This is a genomic window from Streptomyces sp. NPDC051909 (genome assembly GCF_040681095.1).
Lineage (GTDB): Bacteria > Actinomycetota > Actinomycetes > Streptomycetales > Streptomycetaceae > Streptomyces.
In genome coordinates, this window is record NZ_JBFAYA010000024.1 from 70,064 (window position 1) to 95,251 (window position 25,188).

Sequence of the window (25,188 nt, forward strand, 5' to 3'; positions counted from 1 at the left end):
GCCCCGTGTCAGCTGCAGCCGCTGGTCGAGCCGCAGCCCTCGCAGATGTAGCAGGAGCCGGCGCGCTGCATCTTGGTGCCGCAGGAGAAGCAGAGCGGGGCGTCGGCGCTGATGCCGAGCTGCATCTCGACGAGCTCCGCGGAGGTGTGCGCCTGCTTCGGGGCCGGGACCTCGGCCTTGACGGCGGCGGGGGCGGCGACGGCCTTCAGCTCCTGGGCGCGCGGGGCCGACTGGGCCAGGCCCTCGACATCGACCTCGGCATCGTCGATGGATGCCTCGTACGAGCCGGTCTCCAGGTGGCGCTGGCGCTCCTCGGCGGAGTGGATGCCGAGGGCGGAGCGGGTCTCGAAGGGCAGGAAGTCGAGCGCCAGGCGGCGGAAGATGTAGTCGACGATCGACTGCGCCATCCGCACGTCCGGGTCGTCCGTCATGCCGGCCGGCTCGAAGCGCATGTTGGTGAACTTCGAGACGTACGTCTCCAGCGGCACGCCGTACTGCAGACCCACGGAGACGGCGATGGAGAACGCGTCCATCATGCCCGCGAGGGTCGAGCCCTGCTTCGACATCTTCAGGAAGACCTCGCCGAGACCGTCGTCCGGGTAGGAGTTGGCGGTCATGTAGCCCTCGGCGCCACCCACGGTGAAGGAGGTGGTGATCCCCGGGCGGCCCTTCGGGAGGCGCTTGCGGACCGGGCGGTACTCGACGACCTTCTCGACGGCCTCGCGGATCGTCGCCTCGGACTTCGCGGTGACCTCGGCCTTCTCGTCCTCCTTCTTCTTGGCGGAGAGCGGCTGGCCGACCTTGCAGTTGTCGCGGTAGATGGCGAGCGCCTTGACGCCCATCTTCCAGGCCTCGAAGTAGACCTCCTCGACGTCCTCGACCGTGGCCGTCTCCGGCAGGTTGACGGTCTTGGAGAGGGCGCCGGAGATCCAGGGCTGGATGGCGGCCATCATGCGGACGTGGCCCATCGCGGAGATGGAACGCTCGCCCATGGCGCAGTCGAAGACCTCGTAGTGCTCGGTCTTCAGGCCGGGGGCGTCGATCACGTTGCCGTGCTCGGCGATGTGGGCGACGATCGCCTCGATCTGCTCCTCCTGGTAACCCAGGCGGCGCAGGGCCTGCGGGACGGTGCCGTTGACGATCTGCATCGAGCCGCCGCCGACCAGCTTCTTGAACTTGACCAGGGCGAGGTCGGGCTCGAGGCCGGTGGTGTCGCAGGACATCGCGAGACCGATGGTGCCGGTCGGGGCGATGACCGAGGCCTGCGCGTTGCGGAAGCCGTTCTTGGCGCCGAGGCGGATCACGTCCTGCCAGGCCTCCGTGGCGGCGGCCCAGATCGGCGAGTCGAGGTCGTCCATGCGGACGGCGGTCTCGTTGGCGTCGGCGTGCTGCTTCATGACGCGCTGGTGCGGCTCGGCGTTGCGGGCGTAGCCGTCGTACGCGCCGACGACCGCGGCGAGCTCGGCGGAGCGCTTGTACGAGGTGCCGGTCATCAGGGAGGTGATGGCACCGGCGAGGGCGCGGCCTCCGTCGGAGTCGTACGCGTGACCGGTCGCCATCAGCAGGGCGCCGAGGTTGGCGTAGCCGATGCCGAGCTGGCGGAAGGCGCGGGTGTTCTCGCCGATCTTCTGGGTGGGGAAGTCGGCGAAGCAGATGGAGATGTCCATCGCGGTGATGACGAGCTCGACGACCTTGGCGAAGCGCTCGACGTCGAAGGACTGGTTGCCCTTGCCGTCGTCCTTGAGGAACTTCATCAGGTTCAGCGAGGCGAGGTTGCAGGACGTGTTGTCCAGGTGCATGTACTCGCTGCACGGGTTCGAGCCGTTGATGCGGCCGGACTCGGGGCAGGTGTGCCAGCGGTTGATCGTGTCGTCGTACTGGATGCCCGGGTCGGCGCAGGCCCACGCGGCCTCGGCCATCTTGCGGAAGAGCGCCTTGGCGTCGACCTCCTCGATGACCTCGCCGGTCATGCGGGCGCGCAGACCGAACTTCCCGCCGGACTCGACGGCCTTCATGAACTCGTCGTTCACGCGGACGGAGTTGTTGGCGTTCTGGTACTGGACGGACGTGATGTCGTCGCCGCCCAGGTCCATGTCGAAGCCCGCGTCACGGAGGGCGCGGATCTTCTCCTCCTCCTTGACCTTGGTCTCGATGAAGTCCTCGATGTCCGGGTGGTCGACGTCGAGGATGACCATCTTGGCGGCGCGGCGGGTGGCACCGCCCGACTTGATCGTTCCCGCGGAGGCGTCGGCGCCGCGCATGAAGGAGACCGGGCCGGAGGCGTTGCCGCCGGAGGAGAGCAGCTCCTTGGAGGAGCGGATGCGGGAGAGGTTCAGGCCGGCGCCGGAGCCGCCCTTGAAGATCATGCCCTCTTCCTTGTACCAGTCGAGGATCGACTCCATGGAGTCGTCGACGGACAGGATGAAGCAGGCGGAGACCTGCTGGGGCTGCGGGGTGCCGACGTTGAACCACACCGGGCTGTTGAAGCTGAAGATCTGGTGCAGGAGGGCGTAGGCCAGCTCGTGCTCGAAGATCTCGGAGTCGGCGGGCGAGGCGAAGTAGCCGTGCTCCTCGCCGGCCTTGGTGTAGGTCTTCACGATCCGGTCGATGAGCTGCTTGAGACCGGTCTCGCGCTGCGGGGTGCCGACGGCCCCGCGGAAGTACTTGCTGGTGACGATGTTGACCGCGTTCACCGACCAGAAGTCGGGGAACTCGACGCCACGCTGCTCGAAGTTGATCGAGCCGTCGCGCCAGTTGGTCATGACGACGTCACGGCGCTCCCAGTTCACCTCGTCGTACGGATGCACGCCGGGGGTGGTGTGGATGCGCTCGATACGCAGGCCCTTGCTCGCCGCCTTGGCTCCCTTGGTGCGGGAACCACGTGCCGGACCGCTCGCCGTCTCTGTCATGCCGCCTCCCATATACGGGCAAAACACCCTGGAGCGCCCAGAAAATTCCAGGGCGCCGTCTTCTGTACTGCGTTATGTAGTGCAATTGCCACGAGCGCCTCACGGACCGCTCGGGGCAGGTCTTCCGTCCGGCCGCGCGGCGGCCGGCAGCCGGACCGTCGGGGTCCGGCGCGCCGCTCAGTCGGCGGCGTGGGCGGGAACGGGGACCGCGGGGGCAGCCCCGTGCTCGCCGTTCCCGGCGGGAGGCCGCTCGCGGAGTTCCGCGATGGCGGCCTCGAAGTCTTCGAGGCTGTCGAAAGCCTTGTACACGGACGCGAAGCGCAGGTACGCGACGAGGTCGAGCTCCTGCAGCGGGCCGAGGATGGCCAGGCCCACGTCGTGGGTGGTCAGCTCGGCGCTTCCGGTGGCGCGCACCGCCTCCTCGACCCGCTGGCCGAGCTTGGCGAGGGCGTCCTCGGTGACGGGCCGCCCCTGGCAGGCCTTGCGCACGCCGGAGATGACCTTGGTACGGCTGAAGGGTTCGGTGACCCCGGACCGCTTCACCACCATGAGCGAACAGGTCTCCACCGTCGTGAAACGACGGGAGCAGTCCGGACACTGGCGACGGCGGCGGATCGACGTCCCGTCGTCGGTGGTGCGACTGTCGACGACGCGGCTGTCGGGGTGCCTGCAGAAGGGGCAGTGCATGTGGTTCCGACCCTCCCTCAAGGCACGACTGAATAGCCCCGCCCGGCCCGTCAAGGCCCTGCGAAGCGACCACCAGCATAGGCGATCCGAGCTGCCCCGACAGACCGGGGACCACTACTTGTGGGTGGCTGATGCCATACAACCACTAGATCTTGGGTCGGTCGGCATTTCGGCGCCCTGCGCGTGTCGTGCGCCGGAGGGGCTCCGCGAGCCCTCACGCGACCGGCCAAGAGGGTACGGGAAGGGCGCGGCGGCGCCGTTCCCGGGGTCGCCGGTGCCAGACTGTGCAGCCGGCTCCCGGACCCGCACAGCGGGGCGCAGAGGGGTGCCGGAGGCCCCTTCGGCCCGACGGCGAAGGTTACCGTAATGACCGATTGAGGCAGATTCGAGAAGGCGTCCGGATCTGCGTATACACCCGCCCTCGTACATACGTAAGGCGAACTGCGAATTTTCACTCGAACGTGTGTTTGGCGCAACCTTTCGAAAGCCACTACCGTTGTGCCAGCCAGGGAGAACATTCGAGAGGGGCCGACGACGTGACCACCACCGCAGACAGTGCCACCATCACTGCCCAGGGCCGCTCCCAGGGCCGACTCGAGACGGTGCATGCGATGAATGACGCCGCCATGAGCGGGGAGGAGCCGGGTCGACCCGCGCGCTCGCTCCCCGGACGACCTCCAGGCATCCGGGCCGACAGCTCCGGCCTCACCGACCGCCAGCGCCGGGTGATCGAGGTCATCCGCGACTCCGTCCAGCGCCGCGGCTACCCGCCGTCGATGCGCGAGATCGGCCAGGCCGTCGGCCTCTCCAGCACCTCCTCCGTGGCGCACCAGCTGATGGCCCTGGAGCGCAAGGGCTTCCTGCGCCGCGACCCGCACCGCCCCCGTGCGTACGAGGTGCGCGGCTCGGACCAGCCCAGCACCCAGCCCACCGACACCACCGGCAAGCCCGCCGCCTCCTACGTCCCCCTGGTCGGCCGCATCGCGGCCGGTGGGCCCATCCTGGCCGAGGAGTCCGTCGAGGACGTCTTCCCGCTCCCCCGGCAGCTGGTCGGCGACGGTGAGCTGTTCGTCCTCAAGGTGGTCGGCGACTCCATGATCGAGGCCGCGATCTGTGACGGCGACTGGGTCACGGTCCGCCGCCAGCCCGTCGCCGAGAACGGCGACATCGTCGCCGCCATGCTCGACGGCGAGGCCACCGTCAAGCGCTTCAAGCGCGAGGACGGGCACGTCTGGCTGCTCCCCCACAACTCGGCTTACCAGCCGATCCCCGGCGACGAGGCCACCATCCTCGGCAAGGTCGTCGCCGTGCTGCGACGGGTGTGACCCCGCCTCGTCGGCCCTGAACCGGGCCCCGGGACCCACTGCGCCGGTCCCGGGGCCCTGCTGTTTTCAGGGGCGCGGTTCGGCAGCCGCCTTGGTGGCCGCCGCGTCGATCGCGGCCAGGCTCTTACGGACCTGATTACGGTCCGTCGTGTACCAGAAGTCCGGCAGCGAGGCCTTCAGATAGCTGCCGTAGCGGGCGGTCGCGAGGCGCGGGTCGAGCACCGCGACCACGCCCCGGTCCCCCGTCGCCCGTACGAGACGGCCGGCGCCCTGCGCCATGAGCAGCGCCGCGTGCGTCGCCGCGACCGCCATGAAGCCGTTGCCCCCGGTGTCCTCGACCGCCTTCTGCCGGGCGCTCATCAGCGGGTCGTCCGGGCGCGGGAAGGGGATCTTGTCCATGACGACCAGCTGGCAGTTCGGCCCCGGCACGTCCACGCCCTGCCAGAGGGAGAGCGTGCCGAACAGACAGGTCTTCGGGTCCGCCGCGAAGTTCTTGATCAGCTCGCCGAGGGTGTCCTCGCCCTGGAGCAGGATCGGCAGCTCGGGGATCCGGGTGCGCAGCTCCTCCGCCGCCTGCTGGGCCGCGCGCATCGAGGAGAACAGGCCGAGCGTGCGTCCGCCGGCGGCCGCGATCAGCTCGGTCAGCTCGGTCAGCATGTCGCCGCGCTCGCCGTCCCGGGCGGGCCGGTTCAGATGCTTGGCGACATAGAGGATGCCCTGCTTGGGATAGTCGAACGGCGAGCCGACGTCGATGCCCTTCCACACCGGCACGTCCTCGCCCTGGGTGCCCTCGGGGGCGAGGCCCAGCGAGGCGCCCACCCCGTTGAAGTCGCCGCCGAGCTTGAGGGTGGCGGAGGTCAGCACCACCGAGCGGTCCGCGAACAGCTTCTCCCGGAGCAGCCCGGAGACGCTCAGCGGCGCGACCCGCAGGGAGGCCCCACTGTATCGATGTGCGGCTCCGCCGCGGGGGTCATGGCGCTCGTACCAGACGACGTCCCACTCCGAGCCCTGGGTGATCCGCTCCGCGACCCCGTGCACCGTCTCCACCGAGGCGAGCGCCTGCTTGCGCACGGCGTCCTCGTCCTGCACGGAGCGGTCGCGGGTGGAGCCGAGCGCGGTGATCACCGCGCGGGAGGCGTCCCGCAGCGCCATCAGGGCGTAGCCCAGGTCCTCCGGGATCTCCTCCAGCCGGCCCGGCAGAGCCAGCTCCATCAGCTTCTCGAAGCCCTCGGCGGCGGTCTGGAGCTGGTCGGCGACCTTCTCGTCGACCAGCTTGGCCGCCCGGCGCACCGCCCGGTTCACCTGTCCCGGGGTGAGCTCGCCGGTGGCCACCCCGGTGACCCGGGAGACCAGCTCGTGCGCCTCGTCGACGATCAGCACCTCGTGCTGCGGCAGCACCGGGGCGCCCTCGATGGCGTCGATGGCGAGCAGCGCGTGGTTGGTGACGACGACCTCGGCGAGCTTGGCGCGCTCGCGGGCCGCCTCGGCGAAGCACTCCGCGCCGTACGCGCACTTGCTCGCGCCCAGACACTCCCGCGAGGAGACCGAGACCTGGGCCCAGGCCCGGTCGGAGACGCCCGGCGTCAGGTCGTCCCGGTCGCCGGTCTCCGTCTCGTCCGACCAGTCGCGCAGCCGCAGCAGGTCCTGGCCGAGCTTGCTGGTGGGGGCCGCCGCCTCGAACGGGTCGAAGAGGCCCTCCTCCTCGTCCTGCGGCACGCCCTCGTGGAGCCGGTGCAGACACAGATAGTTCGACCGGCCCTTGAGCATGGCGAACTCCGGGCGGCGGCGCAGCTGCGGGTGCAGCGACTCGACCGTCCGCGGCAGGTCGCGCTCGACCAGCTGGCGCTGGAGCGCCAGCGTGGCCGTGGCGACCACCACGCGCTCCCCGTGGGCGAGGGCCGGCACGAGATAGCCGAGGGACTTGCCGGTGCCGGTGCCGGCCTGGACGAGGAGGTGGGAACCGTCGTCGATGGCCTCGGCCACGGCCTCGGCCATGGTGACCTGGCCGGGGCGCTCCACACCGCCGACGGCGGAGACGGCGGCGTGGAGGAGATCGGGGAGGGATGGCTTCGTCATAGCCCTTCCACCCTACGGGGCGGCACTGACACCGCGGTCCCTCCCGGCCCTCAGGCGAGCGGGTTCGGGACGCTGCCGTCGACGGCCGCGTGCGGCCGCTCGGGGCGGTCGCGGTAGCCGTCGAGGTGCAGCCGGTTGCGGTTGAGACAGAGCCGCTCGATCCGCGGCACCAGGAGATCGAACAGCTCGAAGCGCTCCTTGAGCTCCGGGAAGCGGCCCTGGTGGCGCAGGATCTCGGCGCGCACCAGGGTCCAGAACTCCTCCTCCGGGACGCCGAGTTGCTCCTCGCACAGCGGCGCCAGGTAGCGGAAGACGCCCACGAAAAGGCCCGAATGGATGAACTGGGTGAGGAAGTCGGGCTCCTCGGTGAGCAGCACGGCCCGTACGTCGTCGGGCATGGTGGCGTGCTCGGGCAGGGGCACGGCGCTGACGTTGACGTCGTCGACGAAGTCCTTGATCGCGAGGCGGACAGGCACGTCCTGCTCGTCGTAGACCACGATCGCGTTCTCGCCGTGCGGGGAGAAGACCGTGCCGTACCGGTAGAGGAAGTGGAGCAGCGGCGGCAGCAGGGCGGCGAAGAGGCGCTGGAGCCAGGCCCGCGGGGCGAGGCCGGAGCGCTCGACGAGCTCGGCGGCGAAGGCCCTGCCGTCGGGGTCGGTGTGCAGCAGGGACGCGAGGGTGCGGGCGCGTTCGCCCGGGGGCAGCTTGAGGGGTTCGCGCCAGATCGCGCCGAGGAGTTCCTTGTACTGGTACGGCACTTCCGGCAGCCGGTCGTAGAGCGGGTGCTCGACGGTGACGGAGGCGACCTCGCCGAGGAGGATCACGCCGCATTCCTCACGCAGGAAGGGGTCGGCGTCGCGCAGTCCGTGCACCCAGGTGGTGACGGCGGGGGCGGCGAGGGTCCGCTCGGTGGGCAGTCCGCGCCAGACCAGGGTGTTGAGGACGGAGAGCGGAAGTTTGACCGTGTGGCGGTCGGGGCGGCTGGTGTTGAGGAAGGTACGGATCGACTGCTGCGGCAGCCGGAGGTCGCCGTCGGCGGGGAGCGGGACGACCGCTCCGGAGGCGATGGCGGGGGCGAACAGCGGCAGCAGGATCTCGTCCCACTGCCAGGGGTGGACGGGCAGCAGGAGGTAGCCGTCGGGGTCGAGGCCGCGCTCGCGCAGCGCCCCGTGGAAGGCGGCGCGGACCTCGGGGTCGAGCTCGCGCTCGTACAGCCGGTCGGGGGTGTCGAGGCCGGCCACGCCCCGGTAGGCGGCCATCCGGCTGCTGACGGCGATCCACGGGAGCCGGGCGGGGCGGCGGGCCTCGGGGGCCCAGTGGGCGGCGTCGCCGGCGGAGAAACCGATCCGGCCCTTGTTGAGGACGAGCCAGGGGTGCCCGGTCTGGTGGCCTTCGAGTTCCGCGTATCCGAGCTCGGCGAGCCGGGCGGCGGGCAGCGCGGTGTGGTCGAGCCGGGTGTCGGCGGCCAGGGTGGTGGTGAGCTCGCGGATGAGGTGGCCGAGGGTGGCGCCGTCGAGGTCGAGCAGACGGCGGGCCCGGACCAGGAAGTCGAGCGGGTCGGTGGCCGGCGTGCCGTCGAGGGTGAGCGAGCCGGGCGTGATCCGCCAGCTGTCGTACGCGCCGCGGCGGGCCGTGAACGCGAGCACGGCGCCGTCGTCGAGGGCGAGGGCGTAGTGGCCGTCCGGTCCGGGCCGTACCGGCACGGGCTGGACGATGCCCTCGTACGCGAACTCGGCCACGGTCTTGGCGAGCAGCCGGGCGCCGGCCCGCGCCCAGGCCCCGGCGGTCAGTTCCGGGGGGCTGAGCAGGGCCGGCGGGGCGGAGTCGTGGGGTGCAGGGGACGTCGACACGAGGACTCCTCGGGGTGGGCACCGCGGTGGGTCGCGCGGTGGGGCTGAGGCGTGGGCACGGCGCAGGTCCCGGTCACGGACCTGCGTGGGGTGTCACAGCGCGTGGCGCAGGTCCCGGTCGCGGACCATGAGCGCGGCGCGCTTGTCGGGCAGGTCGACCTCCGCGGACAGCCGGAATCCGGCGCCGAGGAAGGCGGCGACGGACGGGGTGTTGCGCAGGTCGGGTTCGGCGAGGACCCGGGTGCACCGGGGCCGGTGGTCGAGGACGAGGTCGGCGACGGCGCGCAGCAGGGTGGTGCCGATGCCGCGGCCGCGGTCGCGGGCGCCGCCGATGAGCAGGTGGACGCCGGTGTCGTGCGGGCGCGCCGGATAGTGGCGGGCGAGCGGGTCGAGGTCGGCGCGGTAGATCTCGAAGTAGCTCATGGGGGTGCCGTCGAGGACGCCGAGGCAGGGCACGCTGCGTCCGTCGCCGTCGAGTTGGGCGCGGATGTGGTCGGCGGTCGTGCTCTCGGGGCCCTGGAGCTCCCAGAAGGCGGCCACCGCCGGGTCGTTCATCCAGCCCGCGACGAGCGGCAGGTCGTGGTCGAGCCGTACGGGGACGAGCGCGAAGCGCCCGGCCGGGGTGTCGGCGGGCCGCCAGTCGGCGACGTGGTCGAGCAGGTCGTCGTCGCCGGGGGCGGCCGGGAACCGCTCGCCGGCGGCGAGGAGGGCGAGGAAGTCCTCGGGCAGGTGCAGGTCGAGGGTGTCGTCCGGGCTCGGCCCGGTGACGGGTGGCGGCGCGGCACCGGGCGGGTTCGCGGTGCCGGGGCGCGCTTCGGTGGGAGGCACGGGGCGCTCTCCTGTCGGCGGTCGGGGTGGGCGGCGGGGGGGGGGACCGGTCAGGCGCGCAGCGGGTTGGTCACGGTGACGTAGACGGACTGGGTGTCGACGGGACCGACGAGCTCGTCGAGGCCGTGCAGCCGGGTGAGCAGGTTGGCCTTGCAGCGCAGGGTGGCGGCTTCCAGGAGCCGGTGCGGCAGCGGGGAGCCGAGGCCGGTGGCGCCGGTGAGGAAGCGGCGCAGGGCGGCGAGCAGCACGCGTTCGTCGGCGAGGTGCTGGGAGCCGAAGGCGCCGATCAGGCCGAGGACGTTGTTGATGCCGAGGTAGTAGGCGAAGCGTTCGTCGGTGACCTGGTCGGAGACGAAGGTGTCGCTGACGGAGCCGATGCCGGGCAGCCGGCTCTCCAGTTCGTCGCGGTGGGACTCGCGGAAGTAGTAGCCCTGGTTGTCGCGGTAGCGGCCGCCGGTGGGCCAGCCCTCGGCGTCGAGGAGGACCAGGGTGTTCTGCTGGTGGGCCTCCAGGGCGATGCCGGCGTGCCCGTCGAGCCACAGGATCGGGCGGACCACGAGGTCGAGGTAGCGCAGGAACCATTCGGTCGCGACGGCCGTGGTGGGACGGCCGGTGCGGGCGGCGAGCCGCAGGACGAGGTCGGCGAGGCGGGAGCGCATCCGGGACGAGCCGGGCCAGGGTCGCGGGGCGGTGAGCCCGGCGAGGCAGACGGCGTCGTCGGCGGGGCCGAAGGGGTTGTGCCGGATCATCACGTCGAGGCCGGGCAGCGGCTGCCCGTCGGGGGTGTCGACGGCGAGCCACGCCGGGTCGCGGACGATGTCGAAGCCGGGGTGGGCGGCCTGCCAGCGGTCGACGAGCCCGGTGCGCAGGAGCCGGTGGACCTCGACGCCGCGGTGCAGTTCCTTGCGGAGGTTCTCGCGGCGGGAGTTGGTGATGCGGACGCCGAGGGAGAGCTTGAGCATGGCGCGGGCGCCGGGTCGGTGCACGGTGCGCACCGAGGAGGTGGGGTACCAAGGGTCCCCGTACGGGCCGAGGTCGTGGAGCAGTCCGGCGTCGAGGAGGGCGGCGACGGCGGGGCGGTGCCGCAGCTCGCGGGCCTGCCAGGGGTGCAGCGGCAGGGCGGTGGTACCGGCCGGGAGGTCGAGCCCTTCGGCGAGGCCCGCGGTGAGCTGGGCGGCGGCGACCGGGCGGCCCTGCTCGGTCCAGGCGGAGTCGGTGGCCAGGACGGCGGTGTCGACGGCCATCCAGTGCAACGGGAAGGAGCCGTGCAGTTCGGGCGAGTAGAGCCGGGCCTCGGCCTCGGAGAGTCCCTCGCGGCTCTTGGGAGTGGGGTGGAGGGGGTGGCCGAGCAGCAGGGACTGCTCGGCGGTGAGGAACAGGTCGGCGCCGGGGGCGGGGCGGGGGTCGCGGCGCCGTTCGGCGATGAACTCGGCGGTGCGGCGGGCGGAGTCGGCGACCCGGCCGACGAGTTCGGTGGCCTCGGTGCCGCCCGAGCCGCCGGTCTCGCGGCCGAGCAGGGCGGCGAGGGTGACGGCGTCGACGGCGGGCGCGGTGCCGGGGAGGCCTTCCAGGGCGGGCGCGCCGAAGCGGTGCCAGCCGGTGGGCGACCAGTGGCGGACCGGGACGAGGAGGGTGGTGCCGCTGGCGTCGAGCGGGATGCGCAGGGTGTCGCCGGCGCCGGGCTCCGGCGCCGGCAGGTTCTTCTCCCGCACCCAGCAGCGCAGCAGGTTCTCGACGGCCGCGGCGTCGGCGGCGCGCACGGGGTCGGCGTCGTCCAGCGGGTCGGTCTGCGGGTCGGTCTGCCCGCCGGTGTACGGGCCGGGGTGCGGGCCCGGGAACTGGTGCGGGAACTGGTGCGGGATCGGCACCGTGGCGGTGCTCGGCGGTCCGTCGACGGTCGCGGTCGCGGAGCCGGTGCTCGGGGCGGACGTGGGGGTCGTGGTGGGGTTCACGGGACTTCCTCGGGAGGGGGAGGGGACCGGGCGGGAATCGGTCCGGTGTTCAGCGGGACGGTCCGGACGGGCGGGAGCGGTGGGCGCGTTCGGCCGCGGCCAGGGCGTCGGCGAAGCGGTCGAGGACGGCTTCTGCCTGCTCGTCGGTGAGGGTGAGCGGGGGCAGCAGCCGGACGACGGCGTTGTGCCGGCCGCCGAGTTCGACGATCAGGCCCCGGTCGAGGCACTGGCGCTGCACCTCGGCGGCGAGCGCCGGGTCGGGCGGCGGGGTGAGGTCGGAGGCGCCGGTGGTACGGGGGCCGGTGGTACGGGGGCCGGTGACCCACGCGTCCCCGGACCCGGGACCGTTGGTCCCAGGCCTCTCGACCCCGGGACCCGCGATCCCAGGACCCGCGCCCCCCGGGCCGGCGCTCCCGGAGCCGTACGCACCGGAACCGTACGACCCGGGACCGGCAGCCCCGGCGCCCCCCGCACCGCCACCGCCCCCGGGCCCGGTCCCGTACTCCGGGTCGACGAGTTCGACGCCGAGCATCAGCCCGCGGCCCCGTACGTCTCCGACGCACGGGTGGGCGGCGGCGAGGCCCTGGAGGCGTCCGATCAGACGGGCGCCGAGCAGGCCGGCGCGCTCGGCGAGACCGTTCTCCCGGACGTACGCGAGGGTGGCGGCGCCCGCGGCCATGGCGAGCTGGTTGCCGCGGAAGGTGCCGGCGTGGGCGCCCGGTTCCCAGGCGTCGAGCTCCGCGCGATAGACGACGACGGCGAGCGGGAGGGAGCCGCCGATGGCCTTGGACAGGACCATCACGTCGGGGACGACGCCGGCGTGGTCGACCGCCCAGAAGGCGCCGGTGCGGCCGACGCCGGTCTGGATCTCGTCGGCGATCAGCGGGATCGAGCGGGCCTCGGTGAGCTCGCGCATCCGGCGCAGCCAGGCGTCCGGCGCGGGGATGACGCCGCCCTCGCCCTGGACGGGTTCGAGGATCATCCCGGCGGGGTCGGGGATGCCGCTCTTCGGATCGTCGAGGACCGTCTCGGTCCAGCGGGCGGCGAGTTCGGCGCCGCGCTCGCCGCCGACGCCGAACGGGCAGCGGTAGTCGCGCGGGTAGGGCAGCCGGGCGACCCGGACGTCGTCGGCGCCGCCGGAGACGTCGAGGGCGCCGGCCGTCATGCCGTGGTAGGCGCCGCTGAAGGCGAGGAGGCCGCGCCGGCCGGTGGCGGTGCGGACGAGTTTGAGCGCGGCCTCGACGGCGTCGGTGCCGGCCGGGCCGCAGAACTGGATGCGGGCGTCGGCGGCGAGCTTGGCCGGCAGGGTGGCGAACAGCTCGGTGACGAAGGCGTCCTTGACCGGGGTGGCGAGGTCCAGGACGTGCAGCGGCGCGCCGGAGTCGAGGACCTTGCGGACGGCCTCCAGGACCACCGGGTGGTTGTGCCCGAGGGCGAGGGTGCCCGCGCCGGACAGGCAGTCGAGGTAACGGCGCCCGTCGGCGCCCTCGATGGTGAGCCCCCGGGCCCGGACGGGGACGATCGGCAGCGACCGCGCATAGGTGCGCGCGGCGGATTCGCGCTGCGCCTGGCGGCGCAGGATGCCCTCGTGGGCGCCCCCCTCACCGGTCGCGCGCTGCTCCTCACGGCTCCGTGCGCCCGGCCCCACGGCCGGAGCTGGTTCGGTCACGGCCACGGCTCGGTGTCCTCCCGCTGTAACGGTTGCGTTGCACATCGGCACGGTGCGGGGCGGCCCGGAAAGGGCGTCCTGAAGGCTGCCGGTGTGTCCCCCGTACGTACCAACGACGGTGCCTGCCGGGGATCACGGGCCGGACCCAAGTTCCTTGGCGTGTCCCGGATCACGGCACGGCAACGGCCGTGCCGGTGCCGGAACCGCGGACCTGCGTCGTACCGTCCCCTCCGGCACCGGCATAGTGGGGGCTTCACGCGGCACGTCTGTCGCACGTCCGTTCCCGTCCGTGCCGCCGCTGTTCACTGATGCACAAGTTGACGTAGTCCCAGGGGGATCACGAGATGCGATCGATTCGTCCGCTGCTGGCCGCAGCGTCCGCCGTCGCGGCGCTGACGCTGACGGCCACCGCCTGCGGTCCGACCGAGGACAACGCGGGGGGTGACAAGCCCAGCGCCGTGACGCCTTCCGCCGACGGCAAGATCACGATTCCGGACGACCTGAAGGACCGTCTGAAGGAGCACGGGATCGACGTCGACAAGTGGCGCGGCGGCGAGTGGAAGAACTGGGACCGCGACAAGTGGCTGCGCGAGGCGAAGGACTTCGTCAACCCGATCATCGAGGACCTCTGGGACCCGGACCGGATGCGGGACGCCGAGCGCCCCGACAAGCCGGTCGAGGAGGAGGACATCTCGGGCGACAAGGGCGTGACCGACCCGACGCCGGCCAAGGTGCCCGCGAAGGCCGTGCGGCCGCCGTACCACGAGAACTCCCCGGCCTCCGGCAAGGTGTTCTTCGACGGCCCCGAGGGCTCGATGGTCTGCTCGGCGACGGTCGTGCAGGACCCGGCGCACCCGGGGAAGTCCAACATGGTCTGGACGGCCGGGCATTGTGTGCACGCCGGGCAGAAGGGCGGCTGGTACCGCAACATCGCCTTCGTGCCGTCGTACAACAACGCCGGCAAGCCGACCTCCGCGCTGGAGAACGCCACTCGCGAGGAGATCGCTCCCTACGGCGTGTGGTGGAGCGACTGGGCGCAGACCTCGCAGCAGTGGATCGACGAGGGCGGCCAGACCGGCGGCAAGGGCGCGCCGTACGACTTCGCGGTGCTGCACGTGACGCCGGAGAAGGGCGGGAACGGCAAGTCTCTTGAGGAGACGGTCGGTTCGGCGCTCCCGGTGGAGTTCAACGCGCCGGCGGTGCCGAAGATCGCGAGCATGACGGCGACCGGCTACCCGGCGGGCAAGCCCTTCGACGGGCAGAAGATGTTCCAGTGCGCGGACAAGCCGGGCCGGCTGTCCATCAAGGCCGAGCAGCCGACGATGTACCGCATCGGCTGCACGATGACGGGCGGTTCGTCCGGCGGCGGCTGGGTGGCCACCGGCAAGGACGGCAAGCCGGCGCTGGTGTCGAACACGTCGATCGGTCCGGTGACGGCGGGCTGGCTGGCCGGTCCGCGGCTGGGCGCCGAGGCCAAGGCGCTGTACGACGGTGTGAGCAAGAAGTACGCGAACCAGTAAGACCTTGTGCGAAGTCGGGCGGGGCCCTCGGTCCCGCCCGGCTCCAAGGGCATCCACGGGCATACTGTGCACCGCAATGTGACGCGTCCATGGCGACAGGGCGGCAGCGGCGACCGGCCGCGCCCTCCCGGCCGGACGCGCCGGACATCCCAGGGGGACACCACTTCATGCGTTCCATACGACTCCTGCCCGCCGCCGGCGGCGTCGCGGCCGCGCTCGCGCTGGCGCTGACCGCCACGGCCTGCGGCCCGACGGAGACTCCGGCGGCCGACAAGCCCGCCGACCAGACCGCGAGCGCGAGCCCGTCCGACGGCGGCTCCGACTCCGGTTCCACGTCCGGCCTTCCCAAGGACCTCGCCGACAAGCTGAAGAAGCACGGCGTCGACCTGGACAAGTGGAAGGGCGGCGAGTGGAAGAACTGGAACCAGGACACCTGGCTCCGTGAGGCCGAGGACTTCGTCAACCCGGTGATCGAGGACCTCTGGACCCCGTCCCGGGCGCAGTCCGCCACGAGCCCCGACCAGACCGTCGAGACGCAGGCGACCACCGGGGGCAGCGACCCCACGCCCCGGCCGGTCACCGCGCAGCGCGAGAAGACCCCGTACCACCGCTACGCGGCCCCCGTCGGCAAGATCTTCTTCGACGCGCCGCAGGGCTCCATGGTCTGCTCCGGCACGATCGTGAAGGACCCGCGCCACCCCGGGAAGTCCAACCTGGTGTGGACGGCCGGCCACTGCGTGCACGCCGGCAAGAAGGGCGGCTGGTACCGCAACATCATGTTCGCGCCGGCCTTCAACGACCTGGGCAAGTCCCCGGCCGCGCTGCGCAACGCGACGGCGCAGCAGGTCTACCCGTACGGCCAGTACTGGGCCGACTGGGCCGTGACCTCCGGCGAGTGGATCCAGGGCGGCGGCACCAACCAGGCCTGGCCGTACGACTACGCGGTGCTGCACGTGCAGCCGCAGAACGGCCGCAAGTCCCTGGAGGAGACCGTCGGCGCCGCGCTGCCGATCGACTTCTCCGCGCCGCAGCCCGCGCAGGCCGGCACCATCGGCGCCTGGGGCTACCCGGCCGCGCCCCCGTACAACGGCATGATCATGCACAAGTGCCTGGACCGGGCCACGCGGCTGACCACGGCGCCGGTCACTCCGGTGATGTACCGGATCGGCTGCACGATGACCGGTGGTTCCTCGGGCGGCGGCTGGTTCCGGGTGCTGCCCAACGGCACCACGGCGCTGGTGTCGAACACCTCGATCGGCCCGGCGGGCGGCAACGGCTGGCTGGCCGGACCGCAGCTGGGCAAGGGCGCCAAGAACGCCCACGAGATGGTCAGCAAGAAGTTCGCCCGCTGATCGGCACGCTGATTCGCGCGTGCCCGGCATGACGAAGGCGCCGGCCGTCTCCCTCGCGGGAGGCGGCCGGCGCCTTCTTCGTGTCTGTCCGCTCAGTGCGCGGCGGGAACGTACGACGCGAGGTGCGCCGCCAGTTCCTCGTGCACCCGGGCCTTGATCAGGGTGCCCTCCGCGGTGTGCTCCTCGGAGATCACCTCGCCCTCGCTGTGCACCCGCGAGACCAGACCGCCCTGCGTGTACGGCACGAGGGCCTCGATCTCGATCTGCGGGCGCGGCAGCTCGGCGTCGATCAGCGCGAGCAGCTCGGGGATGCCCTCGCCCGTGCGGGCGGAGACGGCCATCGAGTGCTTCTCGATCCGCAGCAGCCGCTGGAGGACGAGCGGGTCCGCCGCGTCCGCCTTGTTGATCACCACGATCTCCGGCACGTCGACCGCGCCGACCTCGCGGAACACCTCGCGCACGGCGGCGAGCTGCTCCTCGGGGGCCGGGTGCGAGCCGTCCACCACGTGCACGATGAGGTCGGAGTCGGCGACCTCCTCCATGGTGGAGCGGAAGGCCTCGACCAGGTGGTGGGGCAGGTGCCGGACGAAGCCGACGGTGTCGGCCAGGGTGTAGACCCGGCCGGTCGGCGTCTCGGCCCGGCGCACGGTCGGGTCGAGGGTGGCGAACAGCGCGTTCTCCACCAGCACGCCCGCGCCCGTGAGGCGGTTGAGCAGGGACGACTTGCCGGCGTTGGTGTATCCGGCGATGGCGACCGAGGGCACCTTGTTGCGCCGGCGCTCCTGGCGCTTGACGTCGCGGCCGGTCTTCATCTCCGCGATCTCCCGGCGCATCTTCGCCATCTTCTCGCGGATCCGTCGCCGGTCCGTCTCGATCTTGGTCTCACCGGGACCACGGGTGGCCATGCCGCCACCGCCGCCGCCACCCATCTGACGGGACAGCGACTGACCCCAGCCGCGCAGTCGCGGCAGCATGTACTGCATCTGCGCGAGGGCGACCTGGGCCTTGCCCTCTCGCGACTTGGCGTGCTGGGCGAAGATGTCGAGGATGAGGGCGGTCCGGTCGACCACCTTCACCTTGACGACGTCCTCGAGGGCGATGAGCTGGCCGGGGCTGAGCTCGCCGTCGCAGACGACGGTGTCGGCGCCGGTCTCCAGCACGATGTCCCGCAGCTCCTGGGCCTTGCCCGAGCCGATGAAGGTGGCCGGGTCCGGCTTGTCACGGCGCTGGATGACGCCGTCGAGCACGAGGGCGCCCGCCGTCTCGGCGAGGGCCGCGAGCTCGGCGAGCGAGTTCTCCGCGTCCTGCACCGTCCCCGAGGTCCACACACCGACGAGCACGACGCGCTCCAGGCGCAGCTGCCGGTACTCGACCTCGGTGACGTCCTCGAGCTCGGTGGAGAGGCCCGCGACACGGCGGAGGGCCGCGCGCTCGGAGCGGTCGAACTGCTCGCCGTCCCGCTCTCCGTCGATCTCGTGGCTCCAGGCGACGTCCTCTTCCATCAGGGCATCGGCCCGAAGGCTCTCGGTGCGGCGGGTGTCCGCGAAGCTCTGCTTGTCCTGGGAAGGGGATGAAGAGGAGGTCATTTGATCCTTACGTCGAAGAGAAATCCGTTGTGCCGGTCACAACGCGTGACACGGCGGGAGAATTCCCGCCCGTCCGGCCGCGTCGCCGACCCGACGATGGTGACACGGCCGGAGGGGGCCCGTCACCCCGGTTTCGCCGCCTTCGGCGGCCGCTCGGAGATCGGCTGCCGCGCCTTCCAGTCGGGGTGCCCTGGCATGGGCGGGGTCTTCGCCGCGTACAGCCAGGCGTGCAGGAAGGCGCTCAGGTCGCGCCCGGCGACCTCGCCGGCCAGCGCGGTGAAGTCGGCGGTGGTGGCGGTGCCGTCCTTGTGCTGGGCCACCCAGCGGCGCTGGAGGAGGTCGAAGGCCTCGGTGCCGATCTCCTCGCGCAGCGCGTAGAGGGCCAGGGCGGCGCCGTCGTAGACGACGGGGCGGAAGAGGCTGATCTTCTCGCCGGGGGCGGGCGGCTTCGGCGCGGCGGGCGGGCCGCCGTCGGCGCGCCACTGGTCGGAGGCGGCGTAGGCGGACTTCATGCGCCGGTCCAGGGTGGGTCCGCCGTTCTCCTCCGCGTACAGGGCCTCGTACCAGGTGGCGTGCCCCTCGTTGAGCCACAGGTCGGACCACGCGCGCGGGGAGACGCTGTCGCCGAACCACTGGTGGGCGAGCTCGTGGACCATGACGGACTCGACGTACCACTCGGGGAAGCCGGGCTGGGTGAACAGGCGGCGCTCGAAGAGCGACAGGGTCTGGGTCTCCAGCTCGAAGCCGGTGTCGGCGTCGGCGATCAGCACCCCGTAGTTCTCGAAGGGGTACGGGCCGACCCGGCTCTCCAGCCACTCCAGGTGTCCGGGGGTGCGCGCCAGCCAGGGTTCCAGGCGCTCCTTGTCGGCGGCGGGGACCACGTCGCGGACGGACAGGCCGTGCGGGCCGTGGCGGTGCACGACGGTCGACTCGCCGATGGAGACCTGGGCGAGCTCGGTGGCCATGGGGTGGACGGTGCGATAGGTCCAGGTGGTGCTGCCGTCGTGCCGCTCCCGGCTCTGGGGCAGGCCGTTGGCGACGGCGGTGAGGCGGTCGGGGACGGTGATCCGGAAGGTGAAGTACGCCTTGTCGGAGGGGTGGTCGTTGGACGGGAAGACCCGGTGGGCGGCGTCGGCCTGGTTGGCCATCGCGAGGCCGTCGCCGGTGCGGACCCAGCCGCCGGAGTCGGCCGGGCCGCGGGGGTCGCTGGTGTGGGTGACGGCGATCTCGACCGCCTCGCCGGGCTCCACCGGGCGGGCCGGGGTGATCACCAGGTCCTCGCCGCTGCTCGCGAACTCGGCGGGCTCGCCGTCGACGGTGACGGCGGAGACGGTGCCGTGGGTGAAGTCGAGGTTGATCCGTTCCAGCTCGTCGGTGGCCAGCGCCTCGATGGTGGTGGTTCCGGCGAGCGGCCGGTCGTTCCGGCCGGGGTAGTTCAGCGCGATGTCGTACGACAGGACGTCGTAGCCGGGATTGCCCAGCTGCGGGAAGAGCGGGTCGCCGATGCCGAGCGGTGCGGGGGCGGGCAGGGCGGCGGCGACCAGGCCCGCGGAGAGGGCGACGAGCACGGCGGAGCGCAGCGCACGCGCGCGTGGCGCCCGTCGGGGGACCGGTCGTGGCGCACGCGCGCGTGGGGGCGGCGGCTGCGGGGCGGGGACGGCACGGGAGGGGAGCGACATGCGCTACCGCTACCAGGGCCGGGGCCGCTCCCCGGTACGGCGCGCGCGGACGCCACCCGAAGGTGTCATCCCCGGCGGGCCTCCGCCGGCCTTCACATCTGGGGCGTGGCGGGGTGCTGGGCGCGGCTCACGTCGTAGACCCCGGGCACGTCGCGCATGGCCCGCATGAGGGCGGGCAGCCCGGCGGCGTCGGGGAGCTGGAGGGTGTAGGTGTGGCGGACCCGCTGTTCGCTGGGCGGTTCGACGGTGGCGGCGACGACGCCGACGCCCTCCGCCGCGATGGCCTCGGTGAGGTCGGCGAGCAGCCGGGGGCGGCCGAAGGACTCGGCGACGAGGGTGACCCGGCATTCGGCGGTGTCGCCCCAGTGCACGGTGACGGGTTCGCGGCCGAGGCCTCTCATGGTGTCGGCGGAGGCGCAGCCGGTGCGGTGCACGGTGACGGCGCCGCCGCGGACCACGAAGCCGGTGATCTCGTCCGGGGGTACGGGGGTGCAGCAGCCCGCGGGGCGTACGGCGGGGGGCGCGGCGCCGTCCGGTCCGCCGGGCAGCTCGGCGCGCAGCCGGCTGCCGGTGCGCCGGTCGGCGGTGACGCTGACGGGCGGGCGGGGCGCGGCGGCGGGCACCTTGGCGGCCTCGGGGTGGGCCTGGAGCCAGCCGGTGATGGCGATCCGGGCGGCGGGGGTGCGGGCGTGGTCGAGCCACTGCGGGGAGGGCCCGGAGGTGGAGTCCTGGGCGAGCAGCAGCTGGACGGTGTCGCCGTCGTGGAGGACGGTGCTCAGCGGGGCGAGCCGGCCGTTGACGCGGGCGCCGAGACAGCTGTGGGCGGCCTCGCCGTGCTCGGCGTAGGCGGCGTCGACGCAGGTGGCGCCGGCGGGCAGGCCCAGGGTGCCGCCGTCGGTGCGGAACACGGTGATCTCGTGGTCCTGGGCGAGGTCGGCGCGCAGCGAGGTCCAGAAGGTGTCGGGGTCGGGTGCGGACTGCTGCCAGTCGAGGAGCCGGGAGAGCCAGCCGGGGCGGGTGGGGTCGACGCGCTCGCCGTCCTCGGCGGGCTCGCCCGGCTCCGGCCCGCTGTACGGGTTGCCGAGGGCGACCACGCCGGCCTCGGCGACCTTGTGCATCCGGTGGGTGCGGATGAGGACCTCGGCGACGGCGCCGTCGGGGGCGGCGACGGCGGTGTGCAGCGACTGGTAGAGGTTGAACTTGGGGGCGGCGATGAAGTCCTTGAACTCGGAGACCACCGGGGTGAAGCAGGTGTGCAGCTCGCCGAGGACGGCGTAGCAGTCGGCGTCCTCGGCGACCAGGACGAGGAGCCGGCCGAAGTCGCTGCCGCGCAGTTCGCCGCGCTTGAGGCGGACCCGGTGGACGGAGACGAAGTGCCGGGGCCGGACGAGGACTTCGGCGCCGATGTCGGCCTCGCGCAGCACGCCGGAGACCTGTTCGGCGATGCCGGCGAGGGCGTCGGCGGCGCCGGGGGTGCCGGCGATGAGGGCGCGGGTGGTCTCGTACTCCTCGGGGTGGAGGATGGCGAAGACCAGGTCCTCCAGCTCGGTCTTGAGGGCCTGGACGCCGAGGCGTTCGGCGAGCGGGATGAGGACGTCGCGGGTGACCTTGGCGATGCGGGCCTGTTTCTCGGGGCGCATCACGCCGAGGGTGCGCATGTTGTGCAGCCGGTCGGCGAGTTTGATCGACATCACGCGCACGTCGTTGCCGGTGGCGACGAGCATCTTGCGGAAGGTCTCGGGCTCGGCGGCGGCGCCGTAGTCGACCTTCTCCAGTTTGGTGACGCCGTCGACGAGATAGGCGACCTCGTCGCCGAACTCGCGGCGCACCTGGTCGAGCGTCACCTCGGTGTCCTCGACGGTGTCGTGGAGCAGCGCGGCGGTCAGCGTGGTGGTCTCGGCGCCGAGTTCGGCGAGGATCAGGGTGACCGCGAGCGGGTGGGTGATGTACGGCTCGCCGCTCTTGCGGAACTGGCCCCGGTGCGAGGACTCGGCGAGCACGTAGGCGCGGCGCAGCACGGCCAGGTCGGCGTCCGGGTGGTGGGCGCGGTGGGCCTCGGCGACATGCCCGATGGCGTCGGGCAGGCGGTCGCGGGCGGCCGGTCCGGCGGTCGCGCCGAGCAGCGCGGCGCGGCCGAGGCGGCGCAGATCGATCCTGGGGCGGGCTCGTCTGCGCCCGGGAGCGTCCGGGCCGGCGGCCTCGGCGTCGCTCACGGGGTTGGCGGCCTCTGCGCTCATGGGGCACCTCCGGCGGCGTCGACCGGCGGAGGCCGGGCAAGGCGTGCCCGGCGGGCCGGTGCTTGATGCTACCGACCCCACCACGTGGCGCAGTCCCGCTCTCGCCGAGCGTGAACGGGATCACCCATTCGAGGGACGAATCAGTCGTTGACGGTTTCGATTCCAACCGTCTCAGAAGGAACGGATCACCCTTCGGGTCCATCCCGTCGGGCGGCGGGCGGCGGGCGTCAGGAGCCGGCGAACCACTCGGGCTCGACGGTGCCCTCGGCGACGATCACCGCGGGGCCGGTCATCTCGATCTCCCCGTCGGGGTGCTCGGTGATCACCAGGGTGCCGCCGAGGACGTCCACGGTGTACGTGACGGGGGCGCCGGTCTCGGCCGGGTCGACACCGTCCCGGCGGGCGGTGGCGACGGCCACGGCGCAGGCGCCGGTGCCGCAGGAGCGGGTCTCGGCGGCGCCGCGCTCGTGGACGCGCATGGCGACGTGCCGGGGGCCGCGGTCGGCGACGAACTCGATGTTGACGCCGTCCGGGAAGACGGCGGCGGGCTCGTACGGCGGCTCGTCGTAGAGGTTGCCGGCGTGGTCGAGGGACTCGACGAAGGCGACCGCGTGCGGGTTGCCCATGTTCACGTTGCGGGCGGGCCAGCTGCGCCCGTCCACGGTCACGGTGACGCCGTCCGCGGGCAGCAGGGCCCTGCCCATGCGGACGGTCACGGAGCCGTCCTTGTCGAGGTGCACCCGCTTGATCCCGCCGCGGGTGGCGACGGCGACCTCGCCGGCGGTGACGTGTCCGGCGTGCTGGAGGTAGCGGGCGAAGACCCGGACGCCGTTGCCGCACATCTCGGCGACCGAGCCGTCGGCGTTGCGGTAGTCCATGAACCACTCGGCCTCGCCGGCCATCTCCCGCGCCTCGGGGTGCGCGGCGCTGCGCACGACGTGCAGCACCCCGTCCCCGCCGATCCCGGCCCGCCGGTCGCACAGCCGCGCGACGGCGGCGGGGGGCAGGTCGACGGCGTTGTCGGCGTCGGGGACGATCACGAAGTCGTTCTCGGTGCCGTGGCCCTTGAGGAAGGCGAGCGGCGAGGTCTGCGCGCTGGTCATGAGATCAACTGTACGGGGCGGGTACGGCGAGGGGCCCGGACGGCCCGGCATGCGGTACGGCGCGGGGGGGCGGGGCCCGGGGCGGCGAACCGTCCCGTGTGCGACCGGGGGGGCTCAGCGGAGCCGGGCGACGCGCCAGACGGCCAGGGCGACCAGGACGCCGCTGAGGAGCACGTACAGGGCGAGGGCGCGCCAGTTCGGGCGCTCGCCGGAGCCCCGCACCGGAAGGCCCGGCCAGGTGTAGCCGACCCGGCGGGCCGCCATCATGCCCCAGCCGGCCGCGCAGGAACTGATCAGCAGCCCGAGCATGGCGACGACGGCGCCGCCGTCGCCCGAGCCGAAGGCGAGCGGGAAGGCGAACATCAGCGAGCCGACGGCCGCGAGCGCGACGATCGGGGCGAGCTGCCAGATCCTCAGGCGGCGCTGCGGGCGCAGTTCCACCTCGACCTCGGCGGCGTCCACCTCGACGGCGCTGCCCTCGGCCTCGTCCGGACCGTCCGGCGTCAGACCGGGCGCCTCACCGGGGACTTCACCCCGGACGGCGGCCTGCTGATCGGTGTCGCGAGGGCCGGCCTCCATCGCCACGCGCCCTCCCAACTCGGACTCCACTTGGTCGATCGATGCTCGATGATGGCACGCTCCGCACCCCCGGAATGACGCGCATGACGTCCCGATGCCATCACGTGATCAGGCTGTGACCGCTCGTTCGACCAACGTCACGGCCCGCCCCGGGAGTTCCCCGCGGTCCTCGGCGGCCCCGCTGAGCCAGTGCACCCGGGGATCACGCCGGAACCACGAGTCCTGACGACGTGCGAAGCGCTTGGTGGCACGCACGGTCTCGGCCCGGGCCTCCTCCTCGGTGCAGTCCCCCGCGAGCGCCGCGAGCACCTGCTGGTAGCCGAGCGCGCGGGCCGCCGTGCGCCCCTCGCGCAGACCGAGCGCCTCCAGGGCGCGCACCTCGTCGACGAGTCCGGCCTCCCACATGCGGTCCACCCGGGTGGCGATCCGCTCGTCGAGCTCGGGGCGGGCGACGTCGACGCCGATCTGCACGGTGTCGTAGACGGAGTCGTGGCCCGGCAGGTTGGCCGTGAAGGGCTTGCCGGTGATCTCGATGACCTCCAGGGCACGGACGATCCGCCGCCCGTTGCTGGGCAGGATCGCGCGGGCCGCCTCGGGGTCGGCGGCGGCGAGGCGCGCGTGCAGCACGCCGGAGCCGCGCTCCTCCAGCTCGGCCTCCAGGCGGGCCCGGAGCTCGGGGTCGGTGCCGGGGAACTCCATGACGTCCAGGGCCCCGCGCACGTACAGGCCGGAGCCGCCGACCAGGATCGGCACCTTGCCCTCGGCGAGCAGCCGGTCGATCTCGGCGCGGGCGAGCCGCTGGTACTCGGCGACGCTGGCGGCCTCGGTCACCTCCCAGATGTCGAGGAGGTGGTGCGGGACGCCGCCGCGCTCCTCCGTCGTCAGCTTGGCGGTGCCGATGTCCATCCCCCGGTAGAGCTGCATGGAATCGGCGTTGACGACCTCGCCGCCGAGCTCCTGGGCGAGGAAGACGCCCAGATCGGACTTTCCGGCCGCGGTGGGGCCGACGACGGCGATGACCCGCGAGGCGGGAGCTGCACTTCTCACCGCCCCAGTCTCGCAAACCTCGGGGCGTGTCCCCGAATGAGCGACGTGACGGCCCTCGCCCGGCTTCGTTGCCTGTTGCGAAGTGACGACCCTGAGTAGGCTAGGGAGCAGATATGGGCGTTTTCGCACTGTTTCGCCGTAAGAGCAAGGACGCCGCGGAGAACGTATCCGTGACGGAGGAGACGCAGACGGAGGCGGCCGAGGAGACGGCGGAGGCCGGGGCCGAGGCGCCGGAGCCCGCCGCCGAGGTGTCCGACGCGGCCTCCGAGGACCCCGCCCCGATGGTGAAGGACGGGACGGTGGAGATCCCGAAGCAGCAGTCGGCGGAGGAGGCCGCGGACAGCGGGGCGGCCGGCGAAGGCGCCCGCAAGTAGGCCCCGAAGAGGGCACGAGGAACGCGGAGGGACGGTGACCCCATGGGTCTCCTGGATTCACTGAAGGCCAAGCTCGGCCCGGCCAAGGACAAGGTCTCCGGTCAGGTCTCCGGCCTCGCCGAGAAGCACGGAGACAAGGTGGAGCACGGCCTGGAGAAGGCTGCCAGGAAGGTCGACGAGAAGACCAAGGGCAAGTACAGCGACAAGATCGAGTCGGGCACCGGCAAGGCGAAGCACGCCATCGACCGCCTCGCCCACAAGGACGAGGGCCCGGCGGGCCCCTCCGACCCGCCCGCGCCCCCGCCGCCGGCCGCCTGACCCGGGCCACCAGATCGGAAGCCGTGCCGGGGTCCCTCGGGAACGGTGTCGAGCACGGCGAAGGGCCCCCGCGCGGTGGCCAGTCGAAGACGACGGG

18 protein-coding genes are annotated in these 25,188 nt (G+C 72.7%); 5 read left to right on the forward strand and 13 right to left on the reverse strand.

All coding sequences use genetic code 11. From position 1 onward, the window contains the following. Positions 1–8 precede the first annotated feature (8 nt). The gene (locus AB0M18_RS29735; protein WP_365763395.1) at positions 9–2,909 is read right to left on the reverse strand and encodes a vitamin B12-dependent ribonucleotide reductase; all 2,901 of its coding nucleotides are present in this window, start codon (positions 2,907–2,909) and stop codon (positions 9–11) included. A 177-nt stretch (positions 2,910–3,086) separates the two neighbouring features. Then, positions 3,087–3,596: a transcriptional regulator NrdR gene (gene nrdR / locus AB0M18_RS29740; protein ID WP_365763397.1), complete on the reverse strand. Its 510-nt coding sequence runs from the start codon at positions 3,594–3,596 to the stop codon at positions 3,087–3,089. Positions 3,597–4,132: 536 nt separating this feature from the next. Between nrdR and lexA the strand changes: the two genes are divergently transcribed. Next, complete coding sequence (gene lexA, locus AB0M18_RS29745; protein WP_265864878.1) at positions 4,133–4,921, forward strand: transcriptional repressor LexA; 789 nt, start codon at positions 4,133–4,135, stop codon at positions 4,919–4,921. A 66-nt stretch (positions 4,922–4,987) separates the two neighbouring features. Here lexA and AB0M18_RS29750 read toward each other — a convergent pair whose 3' ends face one another. The 5 genes from AB0M18_RS29750 to AB0M18_RS29770 all read right to left on the reverse strand — a co-directional run bounded on the left by AB0M18_RS29750 (position 4,988) and on the right by AB0M18_RS29770 (position 13,275). Then, positions 4,988–6,997, reverse strand: coding sequence for an ATP-dependent DNA helicase (locus tag AB0M18_RS29750; protein WP_365763399.1), 2,010 nt, complete (start codon positions 6,995–6,997; stop codon positions 4,988–4,990). A gap of 50 nt (positions 6,998–7,047) precedes the next feature. Next, a complete protein-coding gene (locus AB0M18_RS29755; protein ID WP_365763401.1) occupies positions 7,048–8,847 on the reverse strand; it encodes an IucA/IucC family siderophore biosynthesis protein in 1,800 nt (599 codons plus the stop codon). Positions 8,848–8,940: 93 nt separating this feature from the next. Continuing rightward, on the reverse strand, positions 8,941–9,675 hold the full coding sequence (locus tag AB0M18_RS29760; RefSeq protein WP_365763403.1) for a GNAT family N-acetyltransferase: 735 nt from the start codon (positions 9,673–9,675) through the stop codon (positions 8,941–8,943). Positions 9,676–9,725: 50 nt separating this feature from the next. Further along, positions 9,726–11,627, reverse strand: coding sequence for an IucA/IucC family protein (locus AB0M18_RS29765; protein WP_365763405.1), 1,902 nt, complete (start codon positions 11,625–11,627; stop codon positions 9,726–9,728). 49 nt (positions 11,628–11,676) lie between these two features. Further along, positions 11,677–13,275 carry a diaminobutyrate--2-oxoglutarate transaminase family protein gene (locus AB0M18_RS29770; RefSeq protein WP_365763425.1) on the reverse strand — a complete coding sequence of 533 codons (1,599 nt, stop codon included), beginning with the start codon at positions 13,273–13,275 and terminating at the stop codon, positions 11,677–11,679. A 365-nt stretch (positions 13,276–13,640) separates the two neighbouring features. Here AB0M18_RS29770 and AB0M18_RS29775 point away from each other — a divergent pair, with 365 nt between their 5' ends. Together AB0M18_RS29775 and AB0M18_RS29780 are read left to right on the forward strand one after the other, a co-directional pair. Further along, positions 13,641–14,816: a hypothetical protein gene (locus AB0M18_RS29775; protein WP_365763407.1), complete on the forward strand. Its 1,176-nt coding sequence runs from the start codon at positions 13,641–13,643 to the stop codon at positions 14,814–14,816. A 167-nt stretch (positions 14,817–14,983) separates the two neighbouring features. Then, the gene (locus AB0M18_RS29780) at positions 14,984–16,168 is read left to right on the forward strand and encodes a hypothetical protein (protein ID WP_365763409.1); all 1,185 of its coding nucleotides are present in this window, start codon (positions 14,984–14,986) and stop codon (positions 16,166–16,168) included. A gap of 92 nt (positions 16,169–16,260) precedes the next feature. On the opposite strand, the gene hflX is transcribed toward AB0M18_RS29780, so the two are convergent. From hflX to miaA, 6 genes are all read right to left on the reverse strand, one after another. Further along, entirely contained in the window at positions 16,261–17,754 is a 1,494-nt protein-coding gene (gene hflX / locus AB0M18_RS29785; RefSeq protein WP_365763411.1) for a GTPase HflX, read from the reverse strand. Positions 17,755–17,876: 122 nt separating this feature from the next. Next, positions 17,877–19,433 (reverse strand): M1 family metallopeptidase, encoded by a 1,557-nt coding sequence (locus AB0M18_RS29790; protein ID WP_365763413.1) that lies wholly within the window; start codon positions 19,431–19,433, stop codon positions 17,877–17,879. A gap of 92 nt (positions 19,434–19,525) precedes the next feature. Beyond that, a complete protein-coding gene (locus AB0M18_RS29795; protein WP_365763415.1) occupies positions 19,526–21,670 on the reverse strand; it encodes an HD domain-containing protein in 2,145 nt (714 codons plus the stop codon). A gap of 227 nt (positions 21,671–21,897) precedes the next feature. Continuing rightward, complete coding sequence (gene dapF, locus AB0M18_RS29800) at positions 21,898–22,773, reverse strand: diaminopimelate epimerase (RefSeq protein ID WP_365763417.1); 876 nt, start codon at positions 22,771–22,773, stop codon at positions 21,898–21,900. A 114-nt stretch (positions 22,774–22,887) separates the two neighbouring features. Further along, positions 22,888–23,352: a hypothetical protein gene (locus tag AB0M18_RS29805; RefSeq protein WP_365763427.1), complete on the reverse strand. Its 465-nt coding sequence runs from the start codon at positions 23,350–23,352 to the stop codon at positions 22,888–22,890. A gap of 108 nt (positions 23,353–23,460) precedes the next feature. Further along, the gene (miaA, locus tag AB0M18_RS29810) at positions 23,461–24,399 is read right to left on the reverse strand and encodes a tRNA (adenosine(37)-N6)-dimethylallyltransferase MiaA (RefSeq protein WP_365763419.1); all 939 of its coding nucleotides are present in this window, start codon (positions 24,397–24,399) and stop codon (positions 23,461–23,463) included. Positions 24,400–24,512: 113 nt separating this feature from the next. Between miaA and AB0M18_RS29815 the strand changes: the two genes are divergently transcribed. Both AB0M18_RS29815 and AB0M18_RS29820 read left to right on the forward strand, forming a co-directional pair. Continuing rightward, positions 24,513–24,773, forward strand: coding sequence for a hypothetical protein (locus AB0M18_RS29815; protein WP_365763421.1), 261 nt, complete (start codon positions 24,513–24,515; stop codon positions 24,771–24,773). Positions 24,774–24,815: 42 nt separating this feature from the next. Then, positions 24,816–25,091: an antitoxin gene (locus AB0M18_RS29820; protein ID WP_365763423.1), complete on the forward strand. Its 276-nt coding sequence runs from the start codon at positions 24,816–24,818 to the stop codon at positions 25,089–25,091. Positions 25,092–25,188 lie beyond the last annotated feature (97 nt).